The sequence below is a fragment of the Chryseomicrobium palamuruense genome (assembly GCF_042649045.1).
Taxonomy (GTDB): Bacteria; Bacillota; Bacilli; order Bacillales_A; family Planococcaceae; genus Chryseomicrobium; species Chryseomicrobium palamuruense.
Genome location: NZ_JBHSEF010000023.1, coordinates 194,074 through 214,159, shown reverse-complemented (window position 1 = coordinate 214,159; position 20,086 = coordinate 194,074). Strand labels below are relative to the sequence as shown.

General features: G+C 41.2%; 20 protein-coding genes. 12 read left to right on the top strand and 8 right to left on the bottom strand.

Annotation, left to right across the window (positions count from 1 at the left end):
* Positions 1-6 precede the first annotated feature (6 nt).
* Both ACFO0S_RS10770 and ACFO0S_RS10765 read left to right on the top strand, forming a co-directional pair.
* The gene (locus ACFO0S_RS10770; protein WP_378142036.1) at positions 7-846 is read left to right on the top strand and encodes a S1C family serine protease; all 840 of its coding nucleotides are present in this window, start codon (positions 7-9) and stop codon (positions 844-846) included.
* A 275-nt stretch (positions 847-1,121) separates the two neighbouring features.
* Positions 1,122-2,420, top strand: a complete 1,299-nt coding sequence (locus tag ACFO0S_RS10765; RefSeq protein WP_378142035.1) for a sensor domain-containing protein — start codon at positions 1,122-1,124, stop codon at positions 2,418-2,420.
* Positions 2,421-2,462: 42 nt separating this feature from the next.
* On the opposite strand, the gene ACFO0S_RS10760 is transcribed toward ACFO0S_RS10765, so the two are convergent.
* A complete protein-coding gene (locus ACFO0S_RS10760) occupies positions 2,463-3,218 on the bottom strand; it encodes a YqcI/YcgG family protein (protein ID WP_378142034.1) in 756 nt (251 codons plus the stop codon).
* A gap of 148 nt (positions 3,219-3,366) precedes the next feature.
* On the opposite strand from ACFO0S_RS10760, the gene ACFO0S_RS10755 reads away from it, so the two are divergent.
* The 3 genes from ACFO0S_RS10755 (at position 3,367) to ACFO0S_RS10745 (ending at position 6,799) form a co-directional block, all read left to right on the top strand.
* On the top strand, positions 3,367-4,221 hold the full coding sequence (locus tag ACFO0S_RS10755; protein ID WP_378142033.1) for a dimethylarginine dimethylaminohydrolase family protein: 855 nt from the start codon (positions 3,367-3,369) through the stop codon (positions 4,219-4,221).
* Positions 4,222-4,365: 144 nt separating this feature from the next.
* Complete coding sequence (locus ACFO0S_RS10750) at positions 4,366-4,809, top strand: hypothetical protein (RefSeq protein WP_378142032.1); 444 nt, start codon at positions 4,366-4,368, stop codon at positions 4,807-4,809.
* Complete coding sequence (locus ACFO0S_RS10745; protein WP_378142031.1) at positions 4,718-6,799, top strand: sensor domain-containing protein; 2,082 nt, start codon at positions 4,718-4,720, stop codon at positions 6,797-6,799. Before ACFO0S_RS10750 ends, ACFO0S_RS10745 begins: the two co-directional genes overlap by 92 nt.
* A gap of 40 nt (positions 6,800-6,839) precedes the next feature.
* On the opposite strand, the gene cydC is transcribed toward ACFO0S_RS10745, so the two are convergent.
* From cydC to ACFO0S_RS10730, 3 genes are all read right to left on the bottom strand, one after another.
* Positions 6,840-8,525, bottom strand: a complete 1,686-nt coding sequence (gene cydC, locus ACFO0S_RS10740; protein WP_378142030.1) for a thiol reductant ABC exporter subunit CydC — start codon at positions 8,523-8,525, stop codon at positions 6,840-6,842.
* The gene (gene cydD / locus ACFO0S_RS10735; RefSeq protein WP_378142029.1) at positions 8,509-10,227 is read right to left on the bottom strand and encodes a thiol reductant ABC exporter subunit CydD; all 1,719 of its coding nucleotides are present in this window, start codon (positions 10,225-10,227) and stop codon (positions 8,509-8,511) included. The genes cydC and cydD overlap by 17 nt, the downstream gene beginning before the upstream one ends.
* 146 nt (positions 10,228-10,373) lie before the next feature.
* A complete protein-coding gene (locus ACFO0S_RS10730) occupies positions 10,374-10,664 on the bottom strand; it encodes a nucleoside triphosphate pyrophosphohydrolase family protein (RefSeq protein WP_378142028.1) in 291 nt (96 codons plus the stop codon).
* Positions 10,665-10,839: 175 nt separating this feature from the next.
* Between ACFO0S_RS10730 and ACFO0S_RS10725 the strand changes: the two genes are divergently transcribed.
* Together ACFO0S_RS10725 and ACFO0S_RS10720 are read left to right on the top strand one after the other, a co-directional pair.
* Positions 10,840-11,220 (top strand): SET domain-containing protein, encoded by a 381-nt coding sequence (locus ACFO0S_RS10725; protein WP_378142027.1) that lies wholly within the window; start codon positions 10,840-10,842, stop codon positions 11,218-11,220.
* A gap of 216 nt (positions 11,221-11,436) precedes the next feature.
* The gene (locus ACFO0S_RS10720; protein ID WP_378142026.1) at positions 11,437-11,874 is read left to right on the top strand and encodes a YkvA family protein; all 438 of its coding nucleotides are present in this window, start codon (positions 11,437-11,439) and stop codon (positions 11,872-11,874) included.
* 39 nt (positions 11,875-11,913) lie between these two features.
* On the opposite strand, the gene ACFO0S_RS10715 is transcribed toward ACFO0S_RS10720, so the two are convergent.
* Complete coding sequence (locus ACFO0S_RS10715; protein ID WP_378142025.1) at positions 11,914-14,040, bottom strand: tetratricopeptide repeat-containing diguanylate cyclase; 2,127 nt, start codon at positions 14,038-14,040, stop codon at positions 11,914-11,916.
* Positions 14,041-14,138: 98 nt separating this feature from the next.
* On the bottom strand, positions 14,139-14,696 hold the full coding sequence (locus ACFO0S_RS10710) for a C40 family peptidase (protein WP_378142024.1): 558 nt from the start codon (positions 14,694-14,696) through the stop codon (positions 14,139-14,141).
* 57 nt (positions 14,697-14,753) lie between these two features.
* Between ACFO0S_RS10710 and ACFO0S_RS10705 the strand changes: the two genes are divergently transcribed.
* From ACFO0S_RS10705 to rpmG, 5 genes are all read left to right on the top strand, one after another.
* The gene (locus tag ACFO0S_RS10705; RefSeq protein ID WP_378142215.1) at positions 14,754-15,707 is read left to right on the top strand and encodes a phosphatidate cytidylyltransferase; all 954 of its coding nucleotides are present in this window, start codon (positions 14,754-14,756) and stop codon (positions 15,705-15,707) included.
* A gap of 88 nt (positions 15,708-15,795) precedes the next feature.
* Positions 15,796-16,380, top strand: a complete 585-nt coding sequence (locus tag ACFO0S_RS10700; RefSeq protein ID WP_378142023.1) for a hypothetical protein — start codon at positions 15,796-15,798, stop codon at positions 16,378-16,380.
* A gap of 71 nt (positions 16,381-16,451) precedes the next feature.
* Complete coding sequence (locus ACFO0S_RS10695; protein ID WP_378142022.1) at positions 16,452-17,081, top strand: NUDIX hydrolase; 630 nt, start codon at positions 16,452-16,454, stop codon at positions 17,079-17,081.
* 87 nt (positions 17,082-17,168) lie between these two features.
* On the top strand, positions 17,169-18,284 hold the full coding sequence (locus ACFO0S_RS10690) for a GTP-binding protein (protein ID WP_378142020.1): 1,116 nt from the start codon (positions 17,169-17,171) through the stop codon (positions 18,282-18,284).
* Positions 18,285-18,295: 11 nt separating this feature from the next.
* Entirely contained in the window at positions 18,296-18,445 is a 150-nt protein-coding gene (rpmG, locus tag ACFO0S_RS10685) for a 50S ribosomal protein L33 (protein ID WP_378142019.1), read from the top strand.
* A gap of 34 nt (positions 18,446-18,479) precedes the next feature.
* Here rpmG and ACFO0S_RS10680 read toward each other — a convergent pair whose 3' ends face one another.
* Positions 18,480-19,286, bottom strand: coding sequence for an undecaprenyl-diphosphate phosphatase (locus tag ACFO0S_RS10680; RefSeq protein ID WP_378142018.1), 807 nt, complete (start codon positions 19,284-19,286; stop codon positions 18,480-18,482).
* 53 nt (positions 19,287-19,339) lie between these two features.
* A complete protein-coding gene (locus ACFO0S_RS10675) occupies positions 19,340-19,930 on the bottom strand; it encodes a hypothetical protein (RefSeq protein ID WP_378142017.1) in 591 nt (196 codons plus the stop codon).
* Between the last annotated feature and the right edge of the window lie 156 nt (positions 19,931-20,086).

Sequence of the window (20,086 nt, the reverse complement as noted above, 5' to 3'; positions counted from 1 at the left end):
AAGAAGATGGATAATCATCAAACATCTGAGAAAGAAACATCACCGTGGAAATCACGCATCAAAGCAACAGGACTAGTTGTCATCGGGGTTCTGTTGGGGCTCAATCTAAGTGGGTTCTATTTTAATGAACAAGAAACGGTGGTTGCCTTACCTGTTTCATCTCAACTAGAAATGAATGGACTGCCGGATTATTCAAGTAACTTTAAAGCCTTAGATCCACTTGTCATGGTGATTGAAGGAGAAACTGGATGGGGCTCTGGATTTTTGTATACGGATGGTGGATACGTGATCACTAATGCTCACGTCGTCACGGATGGTCTAGACGTTACCGTGTGGAACTCCTTCTCACATCCTTCTGACGGAACCGTGGTAGGGATATCTGAATTCATGGACATTGCATTGATTCACGTACCAGATTATGAAGGCAATGAAGGCGTCCCGATTAACCGAGTATTAAATGTTCAGCCAGGAATCCCTATCCTTACAATTAGTACTCCTTACGATAACCAGAACACAGGAGCTGTAGGGTATATCACGGGCCGTAAACGATCCGTAGAAATGGAAAGTGCGTCAAACTATAACCAATTCATTCAGTTTGATGCACAAGTCGCATCAGGCAGTAGTGGGGGGCCACTATTTGATGCGAAATCAAGTGAAGTAATTGGAGTCATTACGCAAACGGGTGGGTATTACGAAGAAATCAAATATGCGTTGCCAATTGAAGATGTCCTCGTTTACATCGACCGATGGATCAACAAACCATTAGCTGAAGATGATATTCTCACCATTCAAGAAAACCTTCGGGAGTTATACGACTGGGAGGAGGAAGAAGGGGATGAAGAATAAAATCTTCTCTTCCCTTACTGACTATGGAATCGTTCCTCGTGGAACATTTTGTCGAATAGAAATGCCGAATCCACCTTCTTCTAGGTGGATTTTATTATGCATATCTTAGGAGACTTAAGGAAGTACTTCACTCGATATAGACAAAAAAATAACAATAAGGTCAAATAGGTGGTGAGAAATTTCACATAACATCCATTATTCTTCGTGTAAAATCGATTATTAACGGGTATATAGTATATAATCAATGAAATTAGTTCTTAAAGGGGAAAAGGGCGATGCAAAATTTCTTCGATACACATTTATCAGAAGGATTGAAGATGGTTCGGCTATTTGATTTTGTAGATGATCTCGTGTTTTTATTGAAAGTGGAATCGAAAGGCTTTAGCTATGAATACATTAATCAATCCGTTAAACAAGTGCTGTTGTTTGACCACTCGGCTATTGGCAAAACACTGCAAGAAGTAGCCGATAAACCGGAAGAAGTGGAGGTTTTACATAGTCATTTCCAGCAGGTAGCTGATACAAAAGAACCTGTCAAATTTGTTTATCATCTCTTAAATCCAACACGCTTACTCATCGGTGATACAACCCTTTATCCCATCTTTGATGAAAACGGCAGCTGTTCGTATATCTTAACAATTGTTAAAGACATCACCGAGAAATACCAACTCGAACAAATGCTTCGTGAAAATGAAGAGAAATATCGTTTGATTACTGAAAACTCCCTGGATGTCATCAAATTGATCAATACAGATGGCATTATTGAATATGTCTCTCCATCTAGTGAAGTCATTGTCGGTTTCTTGCCAGATACTTATATCGGCAAACACTTTAAGGATTTCCTGGGTCAAGAAGAAAGAGAGACAATCGTTCAAAATTTTGAATCTATCATTAAAGAACAAAAAGCCATTACAGTAGAAGTTAAATATCTTCATAGAGATGGTCATCACGTATGGATGGAAATTGTAGCGACCCCTGTCATTAAAGACGGTCAAGTTACTCAAGTCGTCACTTCCGCTCGCAACATTTCTGAACGGATCGAATACAGAGAAAAATTAGCTAAGATGGCGTTCCATGATTATTTATCTGGCTTACCAAATCGCCGTCTATTTGAAGACCGCCTAAACATGGCTCTTCGTCAAGCAGAGCGAAAAGACAAAAAAGTCGGTTTGCTCCTGATTGATGGTAAAAATTTCAAGCGTATCAACGATACATTTGGACATGACATCGGAGACGAAGTCATCAAAAAATTGGCACGCCGCTTAGAGCGCAGTGTACGTCAAGTAGATACGGTAGCCCGTTTCGGTGAGGACGAATTTGCTATCGTTTTACCGGATATTGAAAAAGAAGAAGATGCCATTGTGGTGGCGGAACGCATCATGGAAGAATTTAAAAATCCGTGGGAATATGACGGTCATACGATTCATTTCAATGTAGACATTGGGCTTGCTCTTTATCCCGACCATACCCGTGATCAAAAAGAATTGATTCGTTTTGCCGATGAAGCAATGTACACGACGAAAGCTGACAACAAATCGACCTTTTATGTTTATGAACCCGCTGTCATATTATGAGGATAGAACGAATTTTGTCCTCTACTAAAAACAAACGAGACGTTAATTTAACGTCTCGTTTGTTTGTTGTAAGGCTTTATGTTGGAAAGGACATTTTCCTAAAATCGGCTCACTATCGTCACCAATAAAGAATTGCTTCCATTCATTATGTGTTGGATCACCAAAGTGACTAATGTCCGGATGTTTCGGTAGACCGTCCCACTTCTCTACGCGTTCACGTACTTTCTCGCGAGACATGATGCCGCCTTTTTCAGTTCCTTCAAGCCCTTGAAAAATCAAGCGAGGTTGAAACCCGATGACCATCGCATTTCCAAGGTCGCGTGTTTTTCGTTGCTTATAAGCGGGAGTATTTCCAAACGCAAAAATTGGTTGACCTGCATAACGGAAATCCCATAAATAATGATCTGGGTCTTTCGGAGCTTCTTCTGGCCATTGGACATCATCGACCTGATGTAAATACTGGAGGATGTCCCAAAATTGTGTTCGATACGCATCGAGTGGTCCTTCTTTTTCAAAAGGTTCCACAAACAAAAATAATCCGTGTCGTTTATGGTTCGGGTCTTCAAATAGAGCGAGAAAATCCTTTAAAGCTATCGATGCATTGGACCAATCATCTTGTGATATATAAGCATATCGAAGTTCGCCGCGCAGATGACCGGTGCGTCCAAAATAACAAGGGAATGTCTTATCCGTAATGGTGTTTTCGAAGGTTTGAAACTCTCTTTTAAACCATTCCGGCAAATCGGTCCGTGTCTCCACATCTTCTTTCGTTAACAATGCATGCTTTGCTTGAATCATAACGGGTTGTCCCTCCAACTCATGATATCTTGTTTCCTTTGTCATTCCCTAAACCTGCGAGAAAAAAACGCGTTTTTCCTATTCTGAGTTTACCTCGTATAAAAAAGGAAATAGTAAGAGTACCAAAAGAGGTCGAGGTGGAGAAAACATGGGACTTGAACAACACGAAACGCGATGGCATGGTTGCCACACCGAATATGCTTCACTTGAACAAGTAATCGTTTGTGAGCCGGTATATATGAAGATTGAAGAAGTCATCAATACGGTGCAAAAACGTTATGCCAAAGAAAACATCGATGTTCCACGTGCCATGGAACAGCATCACAATTTCACACAAAAGCTGAAAGAACTCGGAGTCGATGTCATCACGCTACCTAGTCGACCTGAATTTCCGGAACAGGTCTTTACACGAGATATTGGATTTACGATTGGAAACCGAGTGTTTATTTCCGAAATGGCTAGCCCTATTCGCCAAGGAGAAGAAAAGGTATTACGTGAATGGATCGGTTCGAATGGGTTTCCGTATCAAAAAATGACAGCTGGGTCTATTGAAGGCGGGGACGTGGTCATCGATGGTCAACGTATCTTTGTTGGCATCAGTCTTCGAACCGATCATGAAGCTATTGATTTCCTAGAAAGACAATTGCCAGGATATACGATTATTCGTGTACCGTTCGATGCTGCATGTCTTCATCTAGACTGTGTATTTACCATCATCTCTAAAACTCATGCATTGATTTATCCTGCTGCGCTTTCAAAAGAAGCGTATGAACTACTTGCGCAGCACTTCACTCTGATCGAAGTGGGTGAAGAAGAACAGTTTGCCATGGGAACCAATGTCCTTGCGGTCGGGCAAAAACAAATCATCAGTCTGCCTCAAAATAAAAAAGTGAATGCACAACTGAAACTGCATGGGTTTCGAGTGATTGAAATTGAGTTTAGTGAAATCATTAAATCTGGCGGCTCCTTCCGCTGTTGTACAATGCCTTTAACACGTATATAAATGAATAGACAGACAGTCCTTCACTTATGCATTGAGGGGCTTTTTTTAATAATTGTCATATATTCTTGTCGAATCATTTGATACAATGAGACAAAATCTATTCCCTTTGTCTTAATTAAATTTACTGTCTGGTGGTGGAGGCCTATGAAAATAAATACCTGTTTAACAAATCTTTATCAATTTTTCAGTGAGAAAGATTTGCATCTCTTACTGGAACGGATGCCCGAGCCGCTCTGTTTATTAAACTCCAATGAATTTGGACAACCTTTGCAGTTCATTTATGCGAATACGAAAGCTGAAGAGTTATTGAACATGTCAGCAGATGAGTTATGTACGTTTACATGGTCTGAATTCTTTGGTGCACAACTAGAAAGCACGATGGAGGAAATAGAGGAGACATATAAAGATCGGCTGTATACACATAAACAATCTCCGCTATTCAACCATTTGCAAGGGCGCGCATTAAAAGTGAGTTTAAAAGATTTCTTTACCACCGATGGAAAGCCTTTTTTTTGTCCTAACTATTGTAGATGCCACGGATCATTATCAGACGAAGGAAAAGTTACGTGTCACATTATCGGAGTTTGAATCTCTCTTTAAATACAATCCAAATATTGTCTATATGATTGATAAAGAAGGTCATTTTACAAATTTTAATGATGCAGGCCTCAAGATTCTCGGCTATTCGCGCGAAGAAATCATTGGAATGAGTTATCAAGAAGTAACTGTTCCAGCAGATCTTGAACGTACCTATAATCATTTCTTAAAGGTGTTGGATGGACATGTAGAAAACTTCTTTATTACGATGAAGGATAAGAAAGGGATAGCCATTTCCGTAGAAATTACAGCAGTTCCGATTATTATTGATGGGAAAGTCACGGGTGTGATAGGGACTGCGCAAGATATTACTGACCGACTTTCGATGGAACAGCAAATCAAAGAAAGTGTAGAAAGCAACCGTGCGTTCTTCTACTATAACATTGATCCAGTTATTACATATGACTTAGAAGGTCGTTTTATTACGTTTAATAAAACAACAGAAGAACTCTTAGGTGTGCAACCGGAAGAACTGGCTGGTCAATCTTTTTTACCGTTTATTGATGAAGAGGTACGTGAGCAGACTTGGAACCACTTTCAGCAAGTTTTGAAAGGGCAACCATATCAATATGAAACGATTGCTCGAAATAAAGATAATGAAATCATCTATTTGCACGTTACCCTCATCCCCGCTTTCGTCAATAATGAGCTGACCCATATTCATTGTATTGGGAAGGATATCACGCTACAAAAGCGACATGATGAAGTGATGAGGTACATGGCCTATCATGATAATTTAACGGGCCTTGGAAATCGGCGTCTTTTTAATGAGGATTTGAGAAAATCCATTCAACAAGGACAAGAACTGGCTGTATGGATTGTAGATCTTGACCGCTTTAAATTTATCAATGACAATCTGGGGCATGAAGCAGGTGACCAGCTACTTACTAGTTTTGCAGAGCGATTGCAAAAAGTGGTTGGTGACAAAGGGAGTGTTTACCGCTTTGGCGGGGATGAATTTGCTGTATTAACCCCTCATTTTTCTGAACTTGAAGTGAAAGTACTTGCCATGGAAGTGGTTTGTGCGGTGGGTAAATCGTTTGAAATAGATGGATTCACAACTGTTCTTACAGCAAGTATTGGTATTGGGGTATACCCACGACATGGAGTCGATGAAAAAGAAATCGTACGGGCAGCCGATCATGCCATGTATCATGCGAAGAAGTACGGGCGCAATAATTTCCAAGTATACTCTTCAGATATTGAAGGGCTTGCCCATTCGGATTTGCGAATGGAAGCTCTTCTACATGAGGCTTTAGAGAATAAAGAATTTGTCTTACACTATCAGCCACAGTATCGTGCGGATACAAAGGAACTTCATGGTATAGAGGCCCTCATCCGATGGAATAACAAAGAACTGGGCATGGTGACTCCGGCTGCCTTTATTCCTGTTGCGGAAGAAACAGGCATGATTGTTCCAATTGGAGAATGGGTGTTAGAAGAAGCCTGCCGACAGAATGTAACTTGGCAGAATGCCGGCATGAACCCATTACCCGTTTCCGTCAACTTATCGTTACGACAATTTTATCAATCGGATTTAGTTGAAAAAATCAAAGCTATTCTTACGAGTACTGGGCTTCCACCAGAGTATTTAATGCTCGAGATTACCGAGACCATTGCGATGCAGGAAGACATCGCTACCGGTATTCTTCAAGAACTAAAAACACTAGGTGTCAAAATTGCGATGGATGATTTCGGCACAGGATACAGTTCTCTCAAATATTTGCAGAACTTCTCGATTGACCACATTAAAATTGATAAAGCATTCGTCAACAACCTCTTTACGAAAGAGGGAAGAGCGATTGTTGCCACTATTATATCTCTAGGACATCACTTAGATATAACTGTGGTTGCGGAGGGAGTCGAGACACCTGCTCAAGTAGCCGAACTGAAGCAACTGGGCTGTCATGTATTCCAAGGGTACTACTTTAGCCGACCACTGCCACCCGATCTCCTACAAGATGAGTGGAATCACTCATAAAAACGCTCCTCAGCATTTCGGTGCAGAGGAGCGTTTATCATTATACGATTTGATTTTCAATTTCTAACATCTCATAGAACAATCCTTGACGGGCCACTAATTCTTCAAAAGATCCTACCTCTTTGATTTCTCCGTGGTCCATTACAACGATTTGATCGACTTCTTCAAGACCATTTAGCTTATGACTAATCATAATGACTGTGCCGCCATTCAAATGTTGTTTAAGTTCACTTGACAATCGTTCTTCTGTGAAGGAGTCCATACTAGTAAAGGGTTCATCAAGTAGCCATACCTTGGCCCGTTGAAGAAACAGTCGGGCAAGTGAGAGTCGCTGCTTTTCACCTCCAGATAAGTTCTCTCCTCTTTCAAACACAGACGCATCCAAATCTAGCGGAAGTTGAGCTTTCTCCAGAGCCTGCTGTAGCTCTTCATCCGTTGCCGATGCATGAGCAAGTGCAAGGTTTTCGCGAACAGTTCCGTAAAAGAAGTGGCTTGATTGTAGCTGTATTCCGGTTTGCTGCCACAAGCTTTCTTCTTGGACGTTAGAAATATCTTGACCGTTATAAAGGATTTCCCCACTGGTTGGCATGATCATCCCAGCTAATAATTGAAGAAGCGTCGATTTGCCTGAACCACTGGCACCTACAATGACAGTCGAGGAGCCTGCCGGAAAGGTCAGTGAGATGTTGTTTAAAACTGGGCGAAGCGCTTCTGGGTAGGAATAGATCAGTTGATTCACCATCAAAGTATATGATTCTGCAACCAGTAACGAGTGATCTTTTATCGGTAACGGCTCTTTATCAAGAAATTCTAATCGTTCCATAGCCTGGTTAGATTCATGAAAATAAGTAGGCGTATTTGCTAGAGGAATCGCACTTTCAAATGATGTGAGTGCCACAAGGGTTAGCATGGCTAAGTATAAGCCATTTAGTTCCCCCGTAGAAACTAAATAGGCACCTGCCGCCAATACAGCAAAAGCACTAAACGAGGCAACTCCAGCATTGAGTGTCTGACTCCATACTTGGACACGACTGTTTCTATGTTGTTCTTGTTCGTACATGTGTTGCAGGCGTTCTAAAGATTGTTGTTTATTTTTTGCCTGTTGGTGCAGTCGCAAGTCCCGATATCCCGCAAAATACTCAGCTGTCTCTGTAGAGAGTGCTGCACGCTTTTCTAATACATCGTATTTTGTCAGTCGTTTTGAAAGAATCACGGGAATCACAACGGATACAAGTAGTATACCGATAAGTAAGGCGAGAGCTATCCAGACGGAAAAGAACAATGAAAAGAAAATAGTGGCCAGAAAGACAACTGCTGTCACGAGTGGAGGGTAAACCACACGTAAAAAGAAGTTTTGAAGTGCTTCCACATCTCCCACAAACCGTGCGAGCAAGTCGCCCGACCGATATTTTGAGAACAATTGCGGAACATGTGGCTGCAACTGTTCAAAAAAGTGCAACCGGATGCGACTAAGTGCTTGAAATGTCACACGGTGAGAAATGACACGTTCAAAATAGCGAGAGCTTGATTTCACAGCTCCAAACAGTTTTAAGAAGGATGTTAAAATCAAAATGGTATAGAACGGAGGAGCCAGTGCAGCTTTCGAAATCATATACCCACTCATTGCGAATAAGGCAACAGCTGTTAAACCGCTTAATGCACCGAGTCCGACGGAGTAGAGGGCATCACGCTTTTCGTGCCAAAGTAAATCAATGAGTGTTTGCATCTGAAGCGCCTCTTTTCATAAGGGATTGATAGTAAGGGCTTGTAATCAACAAATCTTCTGGTGTGCCCATAGCCGTCACCTTTCCACCCTCTATAACGTACAGCCATTCCGCTTTACGAATGGTCGGAAGTCGGTGTGCCACGGTAAGGACGGTTGCCGTTTCTGCAAGAGCATCGATGGAATTAGCTAAAATCTGTTCCGTCCGCACGTCTAAGCCGACAGTGGGTTCATCAAAAAAAACCATGGTAGGCTTTTTTAAAAAAGCACGAGCCAGAGCGACACGTTGTTTTTCTCCACCAGATAAACCACGCCCACCTTCACCTATGTTTGTATCTAAACCTTGAGGTAAGGAGGTAATCCATTCCTGAAGTCCGGAAGTCTGAAGCGCCTTGGTTACTTCATCATCTGTATAGTGTTCACCCATCGACACATTTTCACGAAGTGTTCCTGAAAAAAGGTAGGGTTGCTGAGAAATATAAGAGGTCGTTTTCCACCAGCTGTTCTCGTCAATGTTTTCACGTAGTTCTCCATTCAAACGTAATTCGCCTTGTTGTTTTTCATAAATACCGGCGAGGACGTTCAAAAGGGTGGTTTTCCCTTGTCCGGAAGGTCCAATGATAACAGCCCGCTTCTGTTTAGCCAACGTGAAATGATTCACATACAGTTCAAATCCATCATCATACTGAAAAGATAGGCTGTTTGCATCTAAACGAATGGGTCCTTCTATGAATTGACTTCCCCAAGAGACCGGACGTTCTTCTTTATCGAGTTCTTTTGAAATCTGCTCAGCTGCAGCTAAACTGCCTCGTCCGGTGTGAAAGGCGGATCCGAGTTCTTTTAATGAATTATAATATTCGGGTGCAATGGCAAGGATGAAGAAGGCCGACGCAAACGCGAGTGTTTCATAAACGAGCATTTGAAAACCAATTTCCAGTGCTAGTAAACCTATGCCTAGTGTGATAATCAACTCAATAAAGAAAGACGAAGCAAAGGCAATCTTTAGAATAGATAAGGTCGTATTTTGAAATCCCTGATTGTTTTGTTGGAGGATGTCAGATTGCTCTTTTCCTCTACCTAATAGCTTTAACGTGGGTAGTCCTTGGAGGATATCTAAGAACTTCCCTGAGAAACGAGAGAGTTCCGCCAGTTGCCTTTCCGACTTTTGTTGGGTCTTCACGCCAATTAAGATATAGGAAATCGGAATAAATGGGGCGGTTATTAGCATAATCCATCCACTATTCGGGTTGACGTAAAAAACAGCTATCAAAATTAAAAGTGGAAGAATCGTCGTCTTGATAACTTGCGGAATATACTCACGGAAGTATGGATCAATCTGGTCAATTTGTTCGATTAGAGTGGTGATTCGGCTACCAGTTAACGATTCCCCGGTTTGTTCAACAGGTATCTTTGTCCATTTAGTAGTTAAGGCGTTTCGTAAGGAGTGTCGGACATGATGAGATAACGACAAGCCTATACGGGCATTCGTGTAATTAAGGAATGTGCGAATCAGTAAAAATGCAGCAAGTCCCATGAGGTACGGGACGATTTGTTGAAACGTGGTAGATTCCATAAAAACAGAATCGACGATTTGAACGATGGCATAGCTTTGACCAATGACAGTGATTCCCAAGAGGACATTAATGAGAAAAAGAATGCCCAGAAATAATCTATACTGCATTGCCCACGCTTGGAGCGTTTTCATGTGCTTCACCTCTTGTCTCTATTATACGGAATTTGATCGGCACAATCCGTTGCGAGAGCTCAAGAACTCGTAGACGTATGAGGATTCTGTGACATCCTCAAGGAAAAAAATCCCCTAGCCTTTTATAGAAAAGCTAGGGGAGATGGCTATTCAGCCGCTTGGTTCGATAACACAATACCCTTCGAAAACGAACCTTGTTCCGTCTTCTTCCGTTGGCGCACCATGTCGAGCTCTTCAAATGTCATATTGTGAAGAGGTAAGACGGTGTGAATCAGCTCCAGTAAATCAACTAACTCTTCGACAGCCTCGCGTTCCGTAGAGGCAAACTTGTACCCAACGGCTCCGTCGCAGATTCGCTGATGAAGGGCCTGCACATACTTCTGCCCTTTGATCGTTTCCATCGATACGACATCGCTATTAAGCGCCAAAGATTCCATTGATTTGTCTCAAACTAATTTTTGACTACCCATAATCTCTATCTCCTTTGTGGTTATGTTCTCCTATACCCCTTAGAGCCTTACAGTAGACCTATTTTTGTGAAATATCCCTGTAGCATTTCCTAGATTCGTGGTACAGTTAAGCCAACAACTCTAAAGAATAAGAAGGTATGGCATGATTGAAATTAAATGGTCCCCACTTGGGGAAGGAGAAATGAACCGTGGTGTTTTTGCAACTCAAGCAATAAAAAAAGGAGAACTCCTCCACCGTGCACCTGTTCTGGCGTACCCGAACGAAGAACATCAACATATTGAAAAAACACACCTTGCAGACTATGCGTTTGAATACGGAATAGGTCGTTCTGCGATTTTGTTAGGGTACGGAATGTTATTCAATCATTCGTATACACCGAATGCTACGTATGAAATTGATTTCGATAATCAGACATTTGATTTCTATGCATATACGGATATCGCGGAAGGCGAAGAAATTTTAATTAACTATAACGGAGACGTTGATGACCAAGACGAGCTCTGGTTTAATAAAGAAGATTAAAAAGCGTATCTGCTCATGTTTTGAGTAGATACGCTTTTTCTTGTCATTGATAGTTTCTAGAAGCCCTCACAATATACTTATATGGGTATATTAAGTATGAGAGCAAGGTGTCTTCGATTGGTTTCGAAGATGCCTTTTTGCTTAGGTTTGTCTAATGAAACCAGAATGGGGTATGAAACGTATAAAGATGAACGACAAACGGAAAGGCGGGACCCTATGAAACGCAATAAATCGTTTAAAGATGCACATAAGCCGTATGAGAGCCATGCAAAAGGTGTCATGAATCATCCGAAAAGACGTGAGAATCTTTTGAAAGCGGTCGCTTTAAAGGCAGCGAGTAATAAAAACTCTCTAGGTGATGCCAAAGAACAAGCCTTACTTCTCGTAGAATTCGTAAAAGCCTGGTACAAGAGAGAGTACCGGCATGTTTCAAAAGGTACGATCCTGAGTATCGTTGCTGCGCTCCTCTATTTTGTTTCACCCATCGACTTGATTCCAGATTTTCTATTGGGAATTGGATTTATAGATGACATTGCGGTTCTTGGTTTTGCCTATAAACGGATCTCAAAAGACTTAGAGAAGTTCAAAGCATGGAAGGTATCTACTGGACATGAGAATACCACTAACGAGTATATCTCTCTACACCGTCAATGAAAAACGAGTGTTCCTATAAATAAGGGACACTCGTTTTGTTTATTCACTCCCGTAAACAACCACTTGATTTCGCCCTGCTTCTTTTCCGATATAAAGTGCTTTATCCGCACGTTCAATCAATTCATCTACATGCCAGTCTCTTGAGGAATACGTGGCAACGCCAAGAGTGGCTGTTACTTCTACCGTCATATGTTGATACAAGATGGAAAGATCCTCTACTAATTCGCGAAGTGCTTCCCCGATCACTCGTGCTTCTTCAAGAGGCGTATTCGGTAAGAGTATTAAAAATTCTTCCCCTCCCCAACGAGCGACCACATCTTCTTGTCGAGCAAACTCTAAAAAATGACGACTCACTTCTTGAAGCACATGATCGCCACAACTGTGGCCGTAGGAATCATTGATTTCTTTAAAATGATCCAAGTCAATCACAATAATTGAAAAAGGCGTATGTGTTTTATGGAATGTCTCCATCGCGTCTTTCAATAGAGACTTCATATGGCGAAGATTATAAAGATTTGTTAATGAATCTTTTTTCGTCATCTCTTCTAACTTTTTCGTCTGTTCACGAAGCTGTTCTGATTTAATGACATTGCTCATTGCGATGGAAACATACAATGCCAGAATTCGGAGCATCTCAATTTGACGCTCGCTAAATGCGTTGCTTTGATAACTTTGTATCGTAATAGCTCCAATGACATCCTCGTTCATCACAAGCGGGAAGAAGTGGAGGGATTGTGGATTTCTACTCTCAATTCCTGTTTCGCGTGGTGTGTAATCTTGCATCGCCACACCTTTTACGATGTGCACTTCTTTATTTTCACGAATGCAATGAACGGATAGACTTTTCGGGTCATGTATGGACTTATTGGAAAGTGTAACAAGATGACCTTGTTCGACGAAAGCGCGGTATTCTACTTCCTGCTTTGACTTATTGTAGATGCACAGCCCGAAGATATGAGCTTCCATTAATTTATTCAAGTCTTTGTGAACGGTATAAAGGACTTCTGCATTTTCTTGATTAGCAATGATTCGGCGGCCAATTTCACTGATTGTGATCAAATCTTGATACGATTCTTCAAGGACTTCCGCACGAACTTTGGCTTGTTCAGAAAGACGTTTTAACTTTAAGTTTTCAATTTCTGCATCTTTTTGCATTTGTTCTACTTTCATTTCCGTCATCAGCCTGGAGATTTGATCCTGAACCTCTTTTGTACGGATTTGTTCGTTGACCTCATTAAAACGCTTTAAGTGATAGTATGCCTCTTCAAAGTCCCCCGTTTGTTTAAATGTTTCTGCCATTTTCTCTAAGATGTCTCGCTGCAGAAGAGTGGCTTGAATCGAATCGGAAAGCTCTAAAGCTTGGATCAAATAATCTAACGCTGCCTCGTAGTCATTCTGAACAGAATAAAGCATCCCGATGTCCAGTAGAGTAGCTGCCTGAGAGTATTTACTATTCATTTCTTGGTTCAGTTCTAACGTCTTCTGCAAGTATTCCAGAGACTTCGACCATTCTTTTCGCTCGCGGGCGATTAATCCATAAATGCTATAACATTGTGCAAGAGAGGCTTTCTGATGAGGTTGCTTCTTCAACAGATGGAATGCTTCATTGTTGAATCCTTCAGCTTCTTCAATGTTTCCAAAAAGAAGCTGCAAGTCTGCTAGGTTTGATAACAACAAGGGCACGATGTCATGTTGTTGTTCGCGTGCTACTTCCATGGCACCGAGAATCTGATGATAGGCTTGTTCGTACTCACCCAACTCATAATAGATAAACCCCAGATTATTTAAATAATAGGGATCGATAGGCATTTTGTGTTCTTTCATAAGTACTAAACCTTCTTCAAATGCATCACTCGCTTGTTTAAGGTCTCCTAAACTAGCATATACGAATCCAGTGACTCGGTTTGCATTGACATGCCATTCTATGTCTTGTGCATCTTTAATTATTTGTGTGGACCTGTTTACCAGGTCAAGAGCTTCTGCATTATCACCTTCGTGACCATAACAATAAGCAAGCGTAACTTGAGTTTTAGCAATCAGCAACTTGTCGGTTAGGGGATCTAACTGTTTAATCAGAGCTGATGCATTTCTCATGGCTTGCTTTGAATCGGAGTGCACGTGAGACCAAATGTCTTTCAGCTGATCTTCCAGAAGCACTGTCGCCATATACTCACATCCATAAAATTTGATTAGTTAGAATAGTATACCATTTCGAAGAATGCATAGCTATAGACTGGAATAAGATTATCCATAAAATGAAAATTCTAGGTGCGTTCTGACCTTAGCCATACAGGAGGATATTCATTTAAAAGTCCTTCATACACTAATTTTGTTACTTGGGCTTCTCTAAAGTCATTCGGTTCAATGAGTGCGGGGAGTTTCGTCCAAAGATTTACGCCAGCTTTATGCAAAATTTCTGCGACGAACTGTGAACAAAAATAAGATCCTTGTGGCTCAAAAGGTGCTTTAACAGCAACTCCAAAAACCCCCATCAAATTATAAATCGTCTTTTGATTGTTTTTCTTAAATAATTCCAGCATACGGCAAATTTTTTGATATTGCCGCTCTGACACTGGAACTTCGTAGAGAGCACATGTCGTCTGAGGATATTTTTTATAGGTCCCATTTACGACGTCTTCTTGAACAAATCCAGCCTTAAAAGGGTTGTTAGGTTTTTTACGTCCAAAGCTATATAATTGAATCAGATCGGAATCGAGAGCAAGGGACGAATGGTTATAAGGAGCCTTGGTATAGGTCTTTATCGTCTTTGTAAAGACCGTGCCCGTATCTGTTAATAATATATAGACAAAACGTTCATTCAACTGGGAAACCTCCTTTTGACTGAATATAGGGGTGACAATGTGACAGTGGATTTTTTTATGAACCAAGCCTTTTATACAATTTATATCGTTTTTATGATTTTAATAGTAGTTAGTCTCTTGGTTTCAGTTATAACATATTTTCATAGAAGGAAACATAAGGGGAGTAATAAATACGAGCAACTTCTCATCCGAACGAAGCTTTGGTGGGGTATGGCCCTCATTTTTGGATTGTCTTTCTTAGTCAGTCCGAATATCTCTCTTATCTCCTTAATGGTGCTATGCTTTTTAGCTCTGCGTGAATACTTTTCAATGTTGGAGACACGAAAACAGGACCGCCGTTTATTCATTTGGGCGTACTTGGCGATTCCAATTAACTTCTACTGGATCTATATCGGTTGGTACGGCATGTTTATTGTCTTTATTCCAATTTATGTCTTTCTTTTCCTGCCGCTTGCTCGGTTATTTCAAAAAAGCAACGCAGGCTTTCTCAAGTCTGTCAGTATGACGCAGTGGGGGTTGATGCTCATCGTATTCGGTATCAGTCATCTCGCTCTGTTTGCAAAAATGCCAGAGATTACGCGACATGATGTTGGAATTGCGACAGAATACGGTGCATTAATGGTCTTGTTTTTGATTCCCTTAACGCAAGCGAATGATGTGATTCACTATATGGTGTCAAAAAAGTTTGGAAAACATAAAGTTCTGCCCGTTGCGAATCCGGATTTAACTTGGGAAGGTGTAGTGGCAGGGATCTTTGGGACTACCATTTTATCCGTCATCATTGCCCCCTATATTACGCCCATGACCTTGCCTTTTAGTATTTTTGCGGGCGTGTTGATTGCAATGACAGGATTTTTCGGTACGGCAGTGATGTCAGCATTGAAACGAAATTTCTTTTTAAGGGAAACGTTTAAGGGAGAACTTTTAGAAAGTAAGACAATCAATAAAATAGACAGTCTGACGTACACGGCCCCAGTGTTCTTCCACCTCGTGTACTGGGCGATTTTTTAAAAAAAGGACGAATCCTTTGGCAGGGTATGATACACTAACTCTACTTACAATTGACAGAATAGTAAATTAAAATTAGGAGTGTTACAGCATGTCAATGGAACAATTAACAAAACAAACCGCAGGGGTCATTAATGCGGTAACGAAGCAGCCGAAGTGGGATAAGGATACACTGTATGCAGGGATTCAAAAAATATTGATTGAAAAGCGGGAGAAGGCAGAATCCGATGAAGCCTATTTAGAGATGCTGTTAAACAATGCCGCTTTTTATATAGGCCATACCAATGGCATGAATAATTTCCTTTTTCAAAGTATTGATAAAGAAACGTTTTATTCACCAGATAGTTTTAAAGTCTATTTATCCAATTTACGTACGATGATTAGTGATCCTGCGGAAATTCAAAAGATTGCAGAACGCCAACGTGCTTTTGTTTTAAAAGGTGAGACAGTAGAGGAGAAAGCACGTCATGGAGAGCTTGCCTACATGACGACGAAAATCGTCAACGATCTGTTACTCGATTTCTTGACGACGTTCTATCATCCGAATAATAAAGAGCATATGCAGCCGTTTATGGAATACAGTGCGAAAGTGGTTGTAGAAACGGTGTTTAAGTTCTGTAATACGTATGCCTCGTTGCAGATTGATGCCATTCCGGGTAAAAAAGATTTGCATTAAGTAAACCTATTCCTCTCCTGAAACGTTCTGTTCAGGAGAGGTTTTTACATGATGAAAAGGGGTTTTGTAGAATGGTAGAATATCTTCGGATATTTACAGAGGACTATGCGTACATAGGAGAAAAAGAACGGGAAGACGTCCACCGCGAAGGGGACTGGCATGAAGTCTTTCATTGTTGGGTTCTGGAACAGCGCAATGAGGACTGGTGGATTTATTTGCAGCAGCGTAGCCTCAAGAAAAAAGATTATCCAGGAGATTTTGATATCACGGCAGCAGGACATTTAGAAGCTCAGGAAACCGTAGAAGACGGTGTCAGAGAACTGCGAGAAGAGCTAGGCATAAGCGTCTCTTTTCGGGAATTAGAACCGCTAGGAGTCATTAATTATCAAATCCATACGCCGGATATCAACGATGCAGAGTTCGCACATGTGTTTCTCTATCGCCACCCTGGAACACTTGAAGATTTTTCGATTCAAGAAGAAGAGCTTGAAGGCATATTTGCCACACGGTTACGTGACTTCTTGCAACTAATTAGTCATGAAAAAGAACACATTCCGTGCGTTGGATATGTACAACGGGATGGAAAACGTGAAAAGCGAGAAATACAATTAAAAGTAGGAGATATGGGCGCACTGCCTCCTACCTACCTTCACGAACTCAAGAAGCGAATGATTCCAACCTTACCGCAAGGGCTCATATGAGCTCTTTTTTTATTTTCTCTTGCATTAGTAGATGAAATCACGTATTCTATAAAACGTAATGAATACGATTTAAAAAAGGAGAACTACATGCGAAAAATTCCGGTAACTGTTCTAAGTGGATATCTAGGAGCAGGAAAAACAACGCTACTGAATCATATACTAGCGAACCGTGAAGGCCTAAAAGTAGCGGTTATCGTAAACGATATGAGTGAAGTGAATATAGATGCAGAGTTAGTGAAACAAGGTGGATTTCGACACACAGAGGAAAAATTAGTAGAGATGCAAAATGGGTGTATCTGCTGCACACTACGTGAAGATTTAATGATTGAAGTCAAGAAACTCGTGGAAGCGGGAGATATTGATTATTTAGTGATTGAGTCTTCTGGCATTAGCGAACCGATTCCGGTTGCGCAGACATTTACATACATCGATGAGGAGCTTGGCATTGATTTAAGTGCAGTCAGCCGATTAGATACAATGGTCACTGTGGTGGATGCGAACAGGTTTTGGCATGACTTTACTTCTGGAGAAACCTTGCTCGATAGAAAAGAAGCTGTGGGAGAAGAAGATGAGCGAGAAGTAGCCGACTTACTGATTGATCAAATTGAGTTTGCAAACGTCATTTTAATTAATAAAGTAGAAATGCTAACTTCCGAACAAGTAGGAGAGCTCAATAGCGTGATTGCTAAACTGAATCCTGGCGCTAAAATCTACAAGACCTCTCATTCACAAATTCCACTGTCACATGTATTAGACACGCACCTATTTGATTTCGAGGAAGCAAGTCAAGGGGCAGGCTGGATCAAAGAATTAAACGAGGAGCATATTCCTGAAACGGAAGAGTATGGAATTTCCTCTTTCGTATTCCGTTCGCCTCGTCCTTTTCATCCTGAACGATTAATGGACTGGCTTATGGACTGGCCTGTGGAAGTGGTAAGAGCGAAGGGGTTCTTATGGGTGGCAACACGCCCACAAGATGCAATCTTACTCTCTCAAGCAGGCCCAGCTATGACCATTGAAAAGATTGGAGAGTGGGAAGAGACAACGGAGGAGAGAACAGAGCTTGTGCTCATTGGAATCAAAATGGATGAAGCGGAAATTCGTACCCATCTTACGGCTTGTTTGTTAACTGAAGAAGAAATGAAACTGGAGTGGTTCAGTTTTCGAGATCCATTACCAGGAGCACAAACTATTTTGCAATAGGAGGAGCATATATGCGTGTAAACATCACACTCGTTTGTACAGAGACAGGCGACCGCAATTACATTACGACGAAAAACAAACGTAACAATCCCGAACGAATTGAATTGAAAAAGTATTGTCCGCGATTAAAAAAAGTGACACTTCATCGGGAGACAAAGTAAAAGAAAGAGCGAAGGCTGCCTTCGCTCTTTTTCATTAGCCAAAAATCAAGAATCCAAATCCGACCACTAAGCAATAGATTGTGAAATAGATCAAATTCCCTCGTGCCATGATGTTCATAAACCACTTTAAAGCGAAGTATGAAAATCCAAAGGAGAATAAGAAAGCCAAAAGGTATGGTAGCCATAAATCGCCTAATGCAAGATCAGGGATTTTGACAAGGATGAGACCTAAGCTGATTGGGATGAATAACAAGAAGGAAAAGCGTAAAGCGGTCTCCTGTTTCATGCCAAGCCCCATGGCAGCGACGATTGTCGCCCCTGAACGACTGATGCCGGGAATGAGAGCGATCGCCTGAGCAAACCCCACAATCACGGCGTCTTTCCATGTTAAGTCGCCATCATTCTTTCGTCCTTTTAGATTACGAATGAAGAATAAGGCAATTCCCGTCACGATCAAAGCGACTGCGACGGTCTTTGATGATTTAAAGAATTCAGCGATGACATCTTCAAACAACAGTCCAATGATACCCGCAGGAATCGTGGCGATTAGGAGGTAGATTACAAACTGAAAATCAGATTTTCCTTCTACTGTCCGGTGTTGAATATAAGAAAGTGAGTTCATGACTAAACGAATCAAATCTTTGCGGTATATAAGTAATACTGCAAGTAAAGATGCAAAATTCATAAGAATCTCAAATGTAAAGTCATCCGCCCGCATTTCAAGACCAAACAGCTCTTGGGCGATAATTAAATGCCCACTTGAAGAAATCGGAATGGGCTCTGTGAATCCTTGTAAAGCACCTAAAAGTATGTATTTCAATAAAATAACGAATTCTTCCATAACAACCTCCAACTCTATCTTTCTTTCCGGACGATTTGATTGTAAAAAGGTTTCTATTCCGGCAAACCATCTTCAATCACTTCTACAGGGTACAATTCAAGAATACGGGGGATGGAACGCACAGTAGGTCCATGTTGTACATCATAAGGAATCGTCACTTCATTAGTTTCTGATGTAAAGGTGATCGATGTGATGCGCAGTGGGTTGGGTTCATAATGCCGTGTCATTTGTGTCATTTCATCAAACGACAGGGATTCAGATTGGAACTTCCCAAACGAGTGTTGAGTCACGCCTGTTTCTTCAATAGAGGTATAGCTGAAAATAGAAGAGAGTATAATGGGAAGGGCGAGTAGTGCTAGACTTACAAATAGCCAGCTATATTGAAAAGGCTGACGCTTTTTATCTGCCCAGACCCATCGAATAAGGGCGAGTAAGCTTAGGACTCCAAGTCCTGCCATCGCCGCTGCAAGTCCACGAAAGGCTTCTTCATGGCGTATGAGAGCTAGTTGATCTTCTCGATAAAATAAACCATCTTGCGCAAAGAGAATAATGGGGATAGGTAAAAAGAGAGAGCCGATTAACAGAAGAATCCCTCCACTAAGTAATATTCCTTCCACATTTACATGCTTTCTTCGTTTTGCCATTTGAACACCTCCTCCTAATGATGACACACCTCGTTTCATCTGTCTAAACAAGAATTGATCCCAAAATAGATTCTAATCGTTCTCTAATTAGTCAAAACTGCAACATCTTACGCGCTTCTTCCCGTTTTATACTTAAGGGAGAAGTAGAATGGAGGA